The 14849-nt window shown below is 43.6% G+C and carries 12 protein-coding genes; 6 read left to right on the top strand and 6 right to left on the bottom strand.

Annotated features, from left to right (window positions below; genetic code table 11):
* Positions 1 to 327 precede the first annotated feature (327 nt).
* The 4 genes from WC958_03295 to iorA are packed head-to-tail and all read right to left on the bottom strand — an operon-like array spanning position 328 to position 3691.
* Entirely contained in the window at positions 328 to 813 is a 486-nt protein-coding gene (locus WC958_03295; protein MFA5629266.1) for a DUF6125 family protein, read from the bottom strand.
* Between the two features lie 22 nt (positions 814 to 835).
* Positions 836 to 1264: a PaaI family thioesterase gene (locus tag WC958_03290; protein MFA5629265.1), complete on the bottom strand. Its 429-nt coding sequence runs from the start codon at positions 1262 to 1264 to the stop codon at positions 836 to 838.
* Between the two features lie 2 nt (positions 1265 to 1266).
* The gene (locus WC958_03285; GenBank protein ID MFA5629264.1) at positions 1267 to 1869 is read right to left on the bottom strand and encodes an indolepyruvate oxidoreductase subunit beta; all 603 of its coding nucleotides are present in this window, start codon (positions 1867 to 1869) and stop codon (positions 1267 to 1269) included.
* Positions 1862 to 3691 (bottom strand): indolepyruvate ferredoxin oxidoreductase subunit alpha, encoded by a 1830-nt coding sequence (gene iorA, locus WC958_03280; GenBank protein ID MFA5629263.1) that lies wholly within the window; start codon positions 3689 to 3691, stop codon positions 1862 to 1864. The genes WC958_03285 and iorA overlap by 8 nt, the downstream gene beginning before the upstream one ends.
* 178 nt (positions 3692 to 3869) lie before the next feature.
* On the opposite strand from iorA, the gene WC958_03275 reads away from it, so the two are divergent.
* The gene (locus WC958_03275; protein MFA5629262.1) at positions 3870 to 6443 is read left to right on the top strand and encodes an MMPL family transporter; all 2574 of its coding nucleotides are present in this window, start codon (positions 3870 to 3872) and stop codon (positions 6441 to 6443) included.
* A 10-nt stretch (positions 6444 to 6453) separates the two neighbouring features.
* Here WC958_03275 and WC958_03270 read toward each other — a convergent pair whose 3' ends face one another.
* The gene (locus WC958_03270; GenBank protein MFA5629261.1) at positions 6454 to 6702 is read right to left on the bottom strand and encodes a hypothetical protein; all 249 of its coding nucleotides are present in this window, start codon (positions 6700 to 6702) and stop codon (positions 6454 to 6456) included.
* Between the two features lie 233 nt (positions 6703 to 6935).
* Here WC958_03270 and WC958_03265 point away from each other — a divergent pair, with 233 nt between their 5' ends.
* The 5 genes from WC958_03265 to WC958_03245 all read left to right on the top strand — a co-directional run bounded on the left by WC958_03265 (position 6936) and on the right by WC958_03245 (position 13787).
* On the top strand, positions 6936 to 7937 hold the full coding sequence (locus tag WC958_03265) for an NrpR regulatory domain-containing protein (GenBank protein MFA5629260.1): 1002 nt from the start codon (positions 6936 to 6938) through the stop codon (positions 7935 to 7937).
* Positions 7938 to 7976: 39 nt separating this feature from the next.
* Positions 7977 to 9233 (top strand): Glu/Leu/Phe/Val dehydrogenase, encoded by a 1257-nt coding sequence (locus WC958_03260; GenBank protein ID MFA5629259.1) that lies wholly within the window; start codon positions 7977 to 7979, stop codon positions 9231 to 9233.
* 108 nt (positions 9234 to 9341) lie between these two features.
* The gene (gene nuoE / locus WC958_03255; GenBank protein ID MFA5629258.1) at positions 9342 to 9815 is read left to right on the top strand and encodes an NADH-quinone oxidoreductase subunit NuoE; all 474 of its coding nucleotides are present in this window, start codon (positions 9342 to 9344) and stop codon (positions 9813 to 9815) included.
* A complete protein-coding gene (nuoF, locus tag WC958_03250; protein MFA5629257.1) occupies positions 9802 to 11679 on the top strand; it encodes an NADH-quinone oxidoreductase subunit NuoF in 1878 nt (625 codons plus the stop codon). Before nuoE ends, nuoF begins: the two co-directional genes overlap by 14 nt.
* Positions 11676 to 13787, top strand: a complete 2112-nt coding sequence (locus tag WC958_03245) for an FAD-dependent oxidoreductase (protein MFA5629256.1) — start codon at positions 11676 to 11678, stop codon at positions 13785 to 13787. The genes nuoF and WC958_03245 overlap by 4 nt, the downstream gene beginning before the upstream one ends.
* 60 nt (positions 13788 to 13847) lie before the next feature.
* On the opposite strand, the gene WC958_03240 is transcribed toward WC958_03245, so the two are convergent.
* Positions 13848 to 14699, bottom strand: a complete 852-nt coding sequence (locus WC958_03240) for a DUF1616 domain-containing protein (GenBank protein MFA5629255.1) — start codon at positions 14697 to 14699, stop codon at positions 13848 to 13850.
* Positions 14700 to 14849: the final 150 nt, after the last annotated feature.

The following is a 14849-nucleotide window of genomic DNA, read 5'->3' as shown; positions in this document are numbered from 1 at the left end:
CTGAATTACTGCAACTGCTTCCGAAAAGAGAGATTGCCCCTCCAAAAGCAGAAAAACCGGCAGCACCCAATAATAACGCCCCGGTTCCTTTTAAAAAGTCTTTACGTGTAACGGTATTCTGTGTGTTTTCTTTGTTAATCATTTGTAACCACCTTCCGGGAAAGACATATAGATGAGGTTGTAGAAGATTTCGGCGCGGAAATAACTTTTCATTTCCATGTTTTTGAGCCTCCTTTTTATTTTACGTTCGCAAAAACGTTGTCAGTATAATACCACCTGAAGGGAATATTGTCTATACAAAAGGGCTTACCGATATTTGAAACAAAGCTAGATATTAAAACGAAAGACACAATGTTTGGCTCCGTCACACATTTTACTCTCAATCGCAAAAGAAATGCCTTTATCAAACTCCTCGGCCCATACCTGATATTCGCTGCCGCATATCACCGTTCCGACTTTTCCCGCAAGATGTTCCCTTTGCGATTTAATCATTAAGTTGAACCATGGACATTTTGTGATAGCAATTGCAAAATTGCCTGCATCGGTATTATCTTCAACTTCAAAGACGAAATCTTCAATGCTTAATTTAGTTGTTAAACATAATAAAAGGTTTTTTAGCGGGCTACCGGCATCGGCAAGCGGTTTTAGCATTCGAGCTTGAATTTTGGGCATGATTTTCCAAACATTTAAATCCAATTCAAGGGCCGAATCGAAATCATATTTTTCTTCGGCTTTCATAAACCATAATCCGTCTACGGACGTGTAGCTTCTTTTGAAAAACTCGATTATTTGTTTATCGGTTAGTTTTAACATTTTACCAATTTTCCTAATGGAACTATTCGTTCTTTTTAATCGGAATGGTAATACCGGTAGCTCTGGCAATCAGCTTATTATCTTGATTTACAACGGTTACCTCGGTAAACCCTGCCCTTTTACCGCTTCTTATTACTTTCCCCTCCGCCGTTAGCGTATCGCCGGTGTGAGCCGCGGAAATAAAATAAACGTTTAAGTTTGAGGCAACGCTTGGGTAAGACATTGAATTGGCGGCGGAGCCAAAGGCTTGGTCTGCCAGTGACATTATAATTCCGCCAAAGATTATACCGTGAAAATTTTCAAATTCGGGGCGCATAAGTAAAGAAACTTTAGCGTAACCCTCGGAGATTTCGAGTATTTCGGATTTTAGGAAAGAAGTTATCGGTTCATTTTTAACTTTATCAATTAATAAGGAGATTTCTTCTTTTTTATTTTCCTTATCATTGGACATATCTAAGCACCCGTTCGGAGTGATTTTATCGATTCCACCCCCGCGTTAAAAGCGGTGATATTAATATCAAGGATTTTAGCGGGCAGGCTTTTAATAATACTGTCTCGCCAGGTTTTATCGCTGATATCGGTAAACTGAGACAGGCACCCCAGCATAAAGATATTTAATACTTTTATATTGCCGATTGCCTCGGATTTGGCGGTTCCCTCAACAAAATAAATTTGATCGGTTTTTTGTTGCAATAACTCTATTATTTCTTTATCGGTAGGATACTGCTCAACACCGCAATTAACGGAAAGAGGCGGCATTTCGCGGTTATTCATTATGACCACACCGCCCGGTTTAAGAAAATTAAAACACCTGGCAGCTTCCATTTTTTCAAAAGAAATTACAATATCCGCTTGGCTCTCACCGATTATCGGCGAATAGATTTGCGGCGCAACGCGTAAATGACTGATAACACTGCCTCCGCGCTGAGCCATACCGATTGTATCGGTTTTTTTAACCTCGTATCCAGATCTGATGGCGGCCTCACCGATAATATTACCGGCAAGGATAACACCCTGCCCGCCGACTCCGGCAATTATAATGTTATAGCTACTCATTACGCCCTCCGGTCAGTTCGGGGCGGTTATGATAAATTGCTTTTACGGGACAAATTTGTTCGCAAAGGCGGCAGACGTCGCCGACACACAAAGAACCGTCGATTACAACTGTATTACCGTCTTTTTGAATTGCCGAGCATCCGATTGAGAGGCATAATCCGCAATCGGTGCATTTATTTATGTCAACCACACAGGGGTTAATCCCTCGTCTGGCCGATACCGCACACGGGCCTCGCGATATAATAACCGATAAGCCGTTATTGGCAAGCGACGCTTTAAGTGCCGCTTGAATTTCCTTAACATTCCAGGCATCCACGACCTGTAAATCGGTTACCCCGCAGGCCTGAACAATTGCTTCTAAACTAACGGCATAGGTATCTTCGCCTTGGGCGGTTTTTCCTGTTCCGGGGTGTTCTTGATGGCCGGTCATTGCGGTAGTGCGGTTATCAAGGATTACCAAAGTAAACTCGGCTTTATTATAGACGGCATCAATTAAACCGGTAATTCCGGAATGGAGGAAAGTGGAATCGCCGATAATTGCCACTATTTTCTCGTTAACAGCGGCTTTTTGCATTCCGATGGCGTTACCAATGCTGGCGCCCATGCAACCGCAAGTATCAAGGGCATTAATCGGTGATAAGGCTCCCAATGTATAACAACCGATATCACCGGTAATTATCAGTTTCGGTTCGCGTTGCTTTTTACCGGGAATTGTATTACGACGCCCGATATTGGCAAGAACATAATAAAGACCGCTGTGCGGACAACCGGAGCATAACAGCGGAAACCTGCCCGGTAATTTAAGGCTTTTCTTTTCCGAATTGTCGGACGTAGCCGCAGGCAGTAATCCCAGCTTGCGTCCGGAGGCGGTAATATTATCCGGTGTCAGCTCGCCGATAATCGAAAAGAACTCTTTTCCGACTGTTTCAATCCCCAGCGACTTAACGTATTCTTCAATAAAAGGGTCCAGCTCTTCAATAACAATCAGTTTTTTGACCTGTGATGCAAAGCTTTTAATCAGATTTTGGGGCATCGGGTACGAAAAACCCAGCTTAAGAACCGAGGCATTCGGAAATACCTCTTTGACATGTTGATACGCCATCCCAGAGGTTATAATTCCAAGATTGGAACCAAGCTTGGAGATGTAATTAAACTCGGATGTTTCGCTAAATTCGGCAAGCTTACGAACACGCTCTTCAACCAGAGGCCTTCTGGCGCGCGCATTGGCGGGGAGCATTACGTATTTGCGAAAATCGTAGCGGAATGTTTTGTCGTTGTGTTCTTTACGGGTAAAATCTTTGATTTCCACCAAAGTTTTGGAGTGTGAAATCCGTGTTGTTGTGCGTAATAACACCGGGGTATCAAACATTTCACTGATATCAAAGGCGGCCTTAACCATTTCGTATGCTTCTTGACTGTTTGAAGGCTCAAGCATCGGAATTTTGGCAAGCCTTGCGAAATGACGGTTATCTTGCTCATTTTGCGAGCTCATTGCGCCGGGGTCGTCGGCAGAGATAATAACAAGCCCGCCGTTAATACCGGTTATCGCCACCGCCATAAACGGGTCGGCGGCAACGTTAAGCCCGACGTGTTTCATTGCAACCAAAGTGCGAGCGCCGGCATAAGAAGCGCCGACTCCCACCTCCATCGCTACCTTTTCGTTAACCGACCATTCGGCATAGATATCTTTAAACTTGGATAAGTTTTCCAATATCTCGGTGCTGGGGGTTCCCGGATAGGCAGCCGCAACCTTCAACCCTGCATGATATGCGCCGAGGGCGATTGCTTCGTTTCCCGAAAGTAACAATTTATCTGTGTTCATTTTTGGTTTTTAATTATAGCATAAACCTTTTCAAAAACGTGAACCCGCCCATTATCCGATTATCTTCGCAGATACCGTTTTACTACTTCCCTTCTATCATATATAATCTAGCGAGGTTTTCCGGTTTTAAAAACAACTTTTGTTTCCTGTCTTATATTAGATTTACGGTTATATCATTATGAGCAAATACGCAAATTACGGCAGAACAATATATCACTGGCTGGGCGATTTACTTAAAACCCACCCGCGCAATTTTTTGTTGTTTATTGCAATCGTTACCGTAATGTTTTTAGTGCCTGCTTTTGTGATGCAGCCAAAAGAAAATGCCGCTATTTTCCCGCCCGATAACAGCTTTATTTTATTAAACGAAGAAATTAACGAAACTTTTCCCGGGGATATCTATGCGGCTTCTTTTATTTTGGAAGTAACCAGAGGCGATATCCTGACTCAAAGCAAACTTTATACTGTTTTAGAAATAGAAAACGAACTAAAAAAGAGCAGTTTATCAACCCTTTTTTACCGCTTTAACGATAGTAAATCCACAATGGGAATCTATTCTCTGGCGGATGCCGTTAACGATTATCTTATCCGAAACAGCGAGAACAAAACGGACTTGCTTACCGCTAGCGACTTTCAGGTAAAAGAGGCCATTTTTTATATTTTTGTCGATTACGATAATACCGATTTCAGCCAAGAATTATCGCTTAAGGCTTCTTACCAAACCAATACTGACGGCGTTCAATTATGGCAATCGCCGGCGCTGATTGTTACCGTTTATGCCGATAAAGAAAAACTTACAAACGGATATATCTCGGCAAACGGCCAAAGCTATTCGGGTATAACAGCTTTGGAATATTTTACCGCTGATATTTTGGAACTAATGCGCTCTCAGGAAGAAATAATTAACGTTTGGGGAACAGATACCGCGGTACAACCGGAAATTGATGCGCTTAACTATATTAATATTGTTATCCCGCCGATAATTATTCTTATTATGATGTTAATTGCGTATATCTTCTTCCGTTCGCTTCCGATTACACTTGTGTGCGGCGGCGGGCTTCTTGCCGTTCTGATTTGGTTTACCGGTTTTTCCAACTTAATCGGAATTAAAAATTCAATTACGGTTGATATGGCTGCCCCTGTCCTTATAATGGTTTTGGGGATTAGTTTTGCGATTCATGCGATTTATCGCTACCGGGAAGAAAAAATTAAAGGCTACCCGCCAGAACAGGCGCTTAGGAATTCAACGCGCAGAGTCGGCAGTGCCTTGCTGTTTGCGGCGCTTGCCCTTATTATTGCCTTTGCCGCAAACGGGGTTTCAAGCATTGAATCTGTGGCTAACTTGGCAATTGTCGGCTCTTTTTCAATCTTTGCCGCATATCTTATTATGGGACTGGCCGCTCCGACGCTCTTAATGTGGTTGGAGCTTAAAAAAGAAGAAAAACCGGCGCTGTTATATGTTAAAAGCGGCGAGGCCAAACGGGCTAAACTAATCGGTAATCTGTTTATCTTTTTTGCCGAAAAACGTAAATTCACGTTCTCAATCGCTGCTTTAGTAATGATACTGGGAATTATCGGCTGGTTTAATTTGGAAGCCAAATTTGACCGTCAAGATTTCCTTCTGCCAACCTCTGATTTTGTTATCGGGCAAAATAAAGCAATTGAGCATTTGTACGGAAGCTCTACCGAGAACGTCTATTTTTATTTTAAAGGTGATTTTAACGGGCCCGAATCGTTGCAAGCAATACAAAACTTGGTTAACGAACTTGAAAACAATAAATACATAAAACCCGCATCAAACAGCATTTCCGTTGTTAATGCCCCGCTCCTTACGGCTGTTAAAGAGGTAGTCGAAAGCGAATATGCCAAACAAGCAATAGAAATTGAATACGGGGTTACAATAACCGATAACGATAGTAACGGGCTGCCGGATAACGCAAGCCAACTTTCGGCAACTTACAAATATCTGCTCAAAAAGAATTATTTATTGACGGAAAACGATCTGAATTACAAGCCGGCCGATACCGCTAAATTCTTTGTTTATAACGAAAGTAAAAACGAGTATTCCGCACTGATAACTGTTGCGGTAAACGATATCAACAATCAATCGGCAATAACCGAATCTGCTAACCTTTTTAATAAAAGCCTTGAAAGAACCGCCGCCGGAACCACAGGCATATCCGATTACGGGTTTACCGGTAATCCGTATATTTTTAACGCACAATACGATGAACTAAAAGCTTCAATGCTTAATTCCTTGCTGATTGCCCTTGTTTGCGGTGCACTTTTACTTTTGGTTACTTTGAAGTCGTGGCGGTACCTGCTTATTACACTGATACCGGTTTTTCCGGTTGTTTCCGCGGTTTATGGAGCAATCTATCTTTTGGGGTATGAAATTAATCTGATTACGGCATCTATTGCCGCTGTAACGGTAGGAATTGTTATCGGCTACAACGCCTACTTTATTGAACGCTTCAGAGAGGAATTTTTGAGGCTGGGAGACCTGAAGAAGGCTTTGTTAAACACCGCTGCCGGCACCGGTAAAACACTGATAGGTTCCTATTTTGCAATGGCAGTCGGTTTTGTCGTTTTGGTTTCGGCGGCAATCCCCTTGTTTGCGGCGTTTGGTGTAATCGGAATCTTAATAGCGGTCTTTTCCCTTTTGGCAACAATTACAATAATCCCCGGATTGGTATACGTCTTTGCTGCGGATAACCATCAAGAGAAAACCCAGCCGGACGTTTTGGATTAAAACTGATTTTTTAGCGGGAACCGATATAAGCCCTTAATTCGTCCTCGTAAACAACCACTTCTTTGTCTTCGTTTTTCATTCTTACGGTGTAAATAAAGACTTGTTTTTTTTTGCCGTCCGGTAAATCCAAACGATAATAATCGGTGATGACCCCGATTCGTCCGGCAAAAGGTTCCAGCCGCGAATCGTAAGGTGATACAAATTGATCTTTGGCCGGTACAATTACAACTCTCTGCCCCCGTTTGTAGTTAGAAGCCATATCCGTACCTCACACAAGATACTCCCAGTAGCATAATAAAGTCAGTAAACGCCGTTGTCAATAGATATTGGCCGAAAATGAAGCGAATTATATTTTTATTGGTTATCCTCTAAAATGCTGGAGTTGCGAAATTAACGGCAAAAATGGATTGATTTTTCGGGCAAATTGTTTGACATTAGCTATAAATTTATTTATAATTATCGGCATATGGTTGCCTACCGCCGGAGATTATTATGGTTTTTGAAACCGCAAATATAGAACGCAAAGTATTAGCCATCCTCGACGCATTACATGAATCCCCGACCGCTATCGGCTCCACTGTAATTGCCAAACGCTTAAAAGATGTCGGGATAGACTTAAGCGAGAGAACCGTGCGCTATCATCTCAGATTAATGGATGAACGAGGGCTTACCAGGCTTATCGGCAAACGCGACGGCAGAATTATTACCGATTTAGGTCAATCGGAGCTTAAAAAGGCAATGGTAACCCATAAAGTAGGGTCTGCGCTAACCAGAATCGAAACTCTTGCTTTTCGCACCGATTTTGATTTAGATAAACTTACAGGCCTTGTTCCGGTTAATATTACCGCTTTTGACCAAGCGGATTTTTCGAAGGCATTCAAAGTAATGCAACCGATGTTTGAATCCCCTTATTCCCTAAGTAAACTTGTTTTTGTGGCAGGTGAGGGCCAATCCATCGGGGATTATATTGTCCCGGAGGGCAAAAAAGCCCTTGCTACCGTCTGCAGTATTGTCGTTAACGGCACGCTTTTAAAAGCCGGTGTGCCTATCGATTCCAAATTCGGCGGGATATTACAAATCAGAAACCGTAAACCGTTACGTTTTGTTGAGCTGATTCATTACGAAGGTACGTCGCTTGACCCTTCCGAGATATTTATCAGAGCCAAAATGACCTCAATCTCAAAGGTGACTCAAGACGGTAACGGAGAGATTTTGGCAAATTACAGAGAAATCCCTTCGATATGCCGATCGCTGGCCGAACAAGTTTCCGATAAACTTAAAAAAGCGGGACTGGGCGATATCTTTTTGCTGGGTAACATCAGCGAAGCCGTTTGCCAGGTTCCGATTGATTTAAATCGCGTCGGGGTTGTCTTAATCGGCGGCTTAAATCCGATAGCGGCTGCCGGTGAGGCCGATATTAACAGTATCAGTTATGCCATGAATACGGTTGTTGATTATAAAGACCTTGTTCATTATTCCGAAATAAAATTATAATTTAAACTAAAAGGTGTTAAAAATAAAAGGAGAATAAAAATGTCGGGTATTAATCCATTCGAAGTAGCCAAACAGCAAATAGACGCTTGTGCCAAAATCTTAAACTTATCTCCGGGAATAACCGCAATGCTCAAAACTCCGATGAGGGAGTTACATGTTTCATTGCCGGTTAAAATGGATGACGGGTCGGTAAAGGTATTCCAAGGGTTTAGAGTCCAACATAACGATGCCCGAGGCCCCGCAAAAGGCGGTATCAGATTCCATCCCGATGAAACAATCGATACGGTAAGAGCCCTTTCTTCGTGGATGACATGGAAGGCTTCGCTTTTGGATCTGCCTTTGGGTGGCGGTAAGGGCGGTGTGGTCTGCAACCCCAAAGAACTGTCAACCGGCGAACTTGAACGCTTAAGCCGGGCTTATATGCGCGCTATTTATCAATTTGTGGGGCCCGAAAGAGATGTTCCTGCCCCCGATGTTTATACCTCTCCCCAGATTATGGCATGGATGATGGATGAATATTCGTCAATTGCCGGTAAAACGCAATTCGGTGTTATTACCGGTAAACCCCTGCCCTTGGGAGGTTCTCCCGGACGCAGCGATGCAACCGCCAGAGGCGGAATGATAACTATCAGGGAAGCGGCAAAAACACTTGGAATTGACCTTGCCAATGCGACGGTAGCGATACAGGGTTACGGTAATGCCGGATACCATGCCGCCAGATTATGCAAAGAACTGTTCGGTTCCAAAATAGTCGCTGTCTGCGACAGTAAGGGCGGTGTTTGCTGTACCTTAAACGATGAGGGAATCGATCCAACCCATGCCTATGAATGCAAAAGCACAACCAGTTCCGTTTGCAACCTGCCGGGGATGACCCAAATTTCTAACGATGAACTCCTTGAGCTTGAGGTTGATATTCTTATTCCGGCGGCAGTCGAAAACTGTATTACCGAAAAAAATGCCGGTCAAGTTAAAGCCAAAATCCTGGCTGAACTTTCCAACGGACCGACAACCCCCGGAGCGGATGATATCCTTTATCAAAACGGTGTCCATGTTATCCCCGATTTCCTTTGCAATGCCGGCGGGGTAACCGTTTCGTACTTTGAAATGGTGCAAAACTTCTATATGTACAGCTGGGATGAAGCCGAGGTTCGCCAAAAACTGGATAAAAAAATGACCGCCGCTTATCATTCGGTTTTAGAAACAAGCAAGGAATATAAAATCAATATGCGCCAAGCTGCCTATGTCAGAGCGGTTGAGCGCGTTGTAGAGGCAATGAAACTCAGGGGTTGGGTATAAATTACCCGCCTAAAACAATAAATAAATCTTTTGTATTGACTTTGGGTTTGGGTTATAATCCTTTAATGTTTTTACAAAGATAAGTGAGATACTTACAGAGGAGTTTTAATGACTGCGACGATAGGTGATATTTTAAAGCAACATTCCAACGATAGGAGAAATCTTATCCCGATACTGCAAGAAGTACAGGGAAAAGAGAGATATATTTCCTGCGCAGCCGTTTCGGAGATAAGCTCTTATTTGGGTATATCCGAAAATGATGTTTACAGTGTTGCCAGTTTTTATTCGCAATTTCGTTTTACCAAACCCGGGGAACATACCATTAAGGTTTGCCAAGGAACCGCTTGCCATGTGCGCGGCGGAGCGAGGGTTTTGGAAACCGCTGAGCGTGAGTTAAATATTAAACCGGGAGAGACCAGCGCGGACGGCAAATATTCCTTGGAAACCGTTGCCTGTATCGGTGCCTGTGCACTGGCGCCGACAATGGTTATCGATGACGAAGTTCAGCGCAACATGACCCCGCAAAAAGTAACCGACTTGCTAAAAGCAAGAAATAAGGCGGCCAATGATGGCAAACAATAAAAATTATACCGTTTACATCTGCGAGGGTACCGGCTGCGTATCGGGGAAATCAAGCGAAATACGCAAGGCTCTGGAACAAAAAACGGCAGAGTTGGGTTTAACCAACATCAAAATAGATTTTACGGGATGCCACGGTTTTTGCGAACAGGGGCCGATTGCAATTATTAAGCCTGATGATATCTTTTATACCCGGCTTAAAGTCGAAGACGTCGATGAGATTATTCAATCCCATTTTATTGAAGATAAGCCGGTTGAAAGGCTCCTTTTTACCGACCCTGTGAGCGGCAAACATATTCGTTACTATAAAGATATTAATTTCTATCGCAAACAGCAGCGCATTATTTTGCGTAATTGCGGGCGTATAAATCCGGAAAAAATCGAAGCCTATATCGAAAAAGAAGGTTATCTCGCACTGCGCAAGGTCCTTTCCGAAATGACACCGACTGAGGTTGTTGAAGAGGTTAAAAAATCCGGCTTACGCGGCAGAGGCGGCGCCGGTTTCCCAACCGGAATGAAATGGGAGTTTTGCCAAAAAGAGCAAAGCGATATTAAATATATGATTTGTAATGCCGACGAGGGTGACCCTGGGGCATTTATGGACAGAAGTATTATGGAAGCCGACCCGCATACCGTTATCGAAGGAATGACTATTGCGGCCTATGCTACCGGCGCAACCGAGGGTTATATTTATATTCGTGCCGAATACCCCTTGGCGGTTAAAAGAGTCCGTTTGGCACTGGCTCAAGCCGAAGAAAAAGGCTTTCTCGGTGAGAATATCCTCGATTCGGGATTTAGTTTTAATATTCATATCAACGAAGGCGCCGGTGCGTTTGTTTGCGGCGAAGAAACAGCCCTGATGGCATCGATTGAAGGCAAACGCGGAATGCCTCGCACCCGCCCACCCTTCCCCGCACAATCCGGGTTATGGGGGAAACCAACCACTATAAATAACGTTAAATCATTGGCATCAATTCCCGTTATTATTAACAAGGGTGCCGATTGGTATTCACAAATAGGAACCGAAAAAAGCAAAGGCACGGCTGTTTTTGCCCTTACCGGTAAAATTTCCAACAGCGGGCTGGTTGAAGTCCCGATGGGAATGACATTGCGTGAAATTATTTACGATATCGGCGGAGGGCTGATTGACGGCAAGGAATTTAAGGCCGTTCAAAACGGCGGCCCGTCCGGCGGTTGTTTACCGGCCAGCGCCTTGGATTTACCGGTTGATTATGAAAGACTGGCAGCTGCCGGTGCCATAATGGGCTCCGGCGGAATGATTGTTGTTGATTCGCAAACATGTATGGTTGATCTTGCCAAATATTTCCTTTCCTTTACCCAGGCCGAATCATGCGGTAAATGTGTGATGTGCCGTGAAGGTACCTTGCAAATGTTAAAAATATTGGAAAAGATTACCGAAGGTAACGGTGAAGAGGGCGATATTGATTTGCTCTTAGAGCTGGCAAAATCGGTTCAGGCAGGCTCGCTATGCGCATTGGGCGGTACGGCTCCCAACCCGGTTCTGACCACTATCCGCTATTTCAGAGAGGAATACGAAGCGCATATCAACGATAAAAAATGCCCGGCAGTAGTTTGTAAAAACCTGATTAATTTTTATATTTTGCCCGACAAATGCCAAGGTTGCGGAATTTGTAAGAGGGGCTGCCCCGCCGATGCCATTATCGGCGATAAACGCATGATTTATATTATCGAACAAGAAAAATGTATTAAATGCGGAAACTGCTTGGATGTATGCCCCGCTCGTTTCGATGCCGTAGTCAAAACCAGTAAGGAAGAAATCGCGGTACCGGACACGTTAATTCCGGTCGGCAGTTGGCAAAATTCTGAATCTGAGGGAAAATCGTGAATATTATCACTTTAAATATTGGCGGAAAAGAAGTTAAAACCGAAGAAGGCAAAACCGTTTTAGAGGCGGCGCTGGATAACGGTATTTATATCCCGACACTCTGTTACCACCCCGATCTTACCCCGTTTGGCGGTTGCAGACTATGTGTTGTTCAAATTGATGGGTTACGAGGTTTCCCCACCTCATGCACCACAGTAGCCAAAGAAGGAATGGTTGTTAAAACCGATACGCCCGATATTAGGCGGGTGCGCAAAACAGCAATGGATCTGATTCTCGCCGCCCATCCGGAAGATTGTTTGGTTTGCTCTCAAAACCTAAATTGCGAACTTCAAGCGGTTGCCCAGTATATCGGGGACAAAAAGAAGCTTGCCCGCAGTGTTAACGAACGGCCGGTAAACATCAGTAATCCTCTTTTTATTCATGATATGAGTAAATGTATCCTTTGCGGGCGCTGTGTCAGGGCTTGTTATGAGCTTAGAGGAGTCGGCGTTCTTTCTTTTATTGACCGCGGTAAAGAAACCTATATCGGCACCTCTTTTGATAAGCCGCTAACGGAAGTTGATTGTCGTTTTTGCGGTGCCTGTATCGAAGTTTGCCCGACGGGTGCGCTAACCGATAAAAAAGGTTTTATTGAAAAAGAAGACCGGGATGCGGCGCTTGTTCCTTGCCGTGCAACCTGCCCCGCTCATATTGATATCCCCCGTTACATAAGATTTATAACCGAAAATAAATATATTGAATCGAATGCGGTTATCAGAGAGAAAGTACCCTTCCCGAGGACATTGGGGTATGCCTGTAACCACCCTTGCGAATTTGTTTGCCGCCGTAAAGAGGTTAACGAAGCCGTAAGTATCCGGAACTTAAAACGCTTTGCCGCCGAAACCGACCAAACCAATTGGGGTGATAATCTTAATATTTCCCCGTCTACCGGAAAGAAGGTAGCGGTTATCGGTTCCGGCCCTGCGGGGTTAACCGCCGCTTTTTATCTTTCCAAATTAGGGCATGCGGTAACCGTTTTTGAACAGTTACCTGTTCTTGGGGGGATGTTGATGGTTGGCATTCCGGAATACAGGTTACCCAAAACTATCCTTGAAAGTGAAATCCGCGAGATTATGAAAGCCGGTTTTAAGGTTGAGCTGAATACTAAAATTGAATCTTCCGATGAACTGCTAAAGAACGGTTTTGATGCGGTTTATATTGCTGTCGGTGCTCACAGAAGCCTAAAAATGAATCTTGAAGGCGAAGAAAACGAGAATGTAATCGATGCCGTTAAGTTTTTGAAGGATATTAATATGGGATTTCCGGTTAAAATCGGCGCAAAGGTTGCGGTTATCGGAGGCGGTAACGTTGCTGCGGATGCCGCTCGTTCAGCGATAAGGTTGGGAGCCAAACAAGTCGATATGATTTACCGCCGTACCCGTAAAGAAATGCCCGCCGGAGAGGAAGAAATTGAAGGCTGTATAGATGAGGGCGTCAATATGGTTTACCTCACCGCGCCCGATAAGATTTATACGGAAAACGGGAAAATGCTCCTTCAATGTACTCAGATGGAGTTAGGTGAACCGGATGCCTCGGGGAGGCAAAGGCCGGTACCGGTTGAGGGGAGTACCTTTATCAACGCTTACGATACAATACTTTCGGCTATCGGGCACGCGCCTGAACTGCCGATTACTTCCGATATCAACGCTATTATGGGCGGCAGGCTTCCCGTTGCCACTGATAAAGCAACCGTTAAGGAAGGGATTTTTGGCGGAGGAGATGCCGTTAGCGGCCCGTCAACTATTATTCAATCGATTGCTTCGGGGAGAGCCGGAGCTATTGCAATTGATAAATACCTGGGCGGTAAAGGCATTATTGATGAAGAGTTAGCTCCGATTAGCGAGCCTTGCGATTGTATCGGCTGCGAAAAAGATTTCCCCTTACAACCGCGCGTTGAACCTTCTTTAATTGATTTGGATCTTCGTAAAACCACCTTTGAGGTTGTCGAGAACCGTTTTACCGAAGATGAAGCGGTTAGCGAAGCACAAAGATGTTTGCAATGCGATTTAAGATTAAGAATTTCTTCGGTTAAATTCCCGCCCCTGGCAAAAACAACCAAGGGCCGATAAAACAAATAAAAAGTTACCGGATGGGGGTGCAAATTCTTCTGTCCAGTAACTTTTTTAAACTCAATAAATGTTAATTGTTAAATTTACTTCCAGATACGGGTTATTATCCCCCTCTTTAAAAAGGATAAAATACACCTTTTGCCCCTCTCCTTCGGTTGGGAGGGTAAATCTGATAACCGTTTGATATTTACCCTCTTTTTCGAGGGAAATCTCATCAATTAATTCTATTCTGCTTGCCGGAATATCATCGCCGGGGGAAGAATCTGTTTTAACTTCAAGGGCGTACTTAAACGCACCTTTTTCGTGATTAACAATAACTACCGTAACCTCTGCCAAATCCCCTATTTTTAGATTGTACGGATAGTTATCGGTACTCCCTTGCGAATCTAAAAGGTATAGTTCAGTATATTCGCTATCGGTTTTGGGGGTTATGATTGTATATGCCGCTGTAACAATTGTTCCGCAAGCAACAATTACCAATAATATCGACAAAATTCTTCCTGCTAAATTCTGTTTAAAAAACCATTCCAAACTAACGATAAAGGCATAATTTGCATCATCCGCTTGTTTTGTTACCCGGATAATTGCGACTAGCGCGAAAAATAAGATAAATATTGCCAGTGCGTATAGAAAGGAGTTAAGCGTAATCCCCCAAATATAGTTAATAACAAGCCCTATAATCGGAATTAAAACCAGGCTGACACCCAGGCTTAGAAATAACCTTTCCGGCCCGTTAAGCCTCCGGTTTGCCGGAAAGAGCGTCATTGTAAGAACATATCCGGGGAGCAGCAAAGTAAAAGGAATCCCCAGTATTATACGCAGGATACTATCCGGGGAAAATCGAATTATTAGTGTCAATGCGGCTGCAACAACAATTGCAATTATAAGTAGGTGTGTATGTTTTATTTTCACAATGATTTAATTAAAAAAAGGAATAATTTCACAAGTATAGCACAGATAATAATCCCATTTAAAAACGGAAAAATTAACCTTATAAACTTGTACGGCTTTAAAAATGATTTCTTTTTTTACGATACGGAATATTGATGATATAATGACAGG

This window comes from Dehalococcoidales bacterium (genome assembly GCA_041656115.1).
In the GTDB taxonomy this organism is placed as follows: Bacteria; Chloroflexota; Dehalococcoidia; order Dehalococcoidales; family UBA5627; genus UBA5627.
The sequence above is the reverse complement of the archived record's forward strand: the minus strand, read 5'-3'. Positions and strand labels throughout refer to the sequence as shown.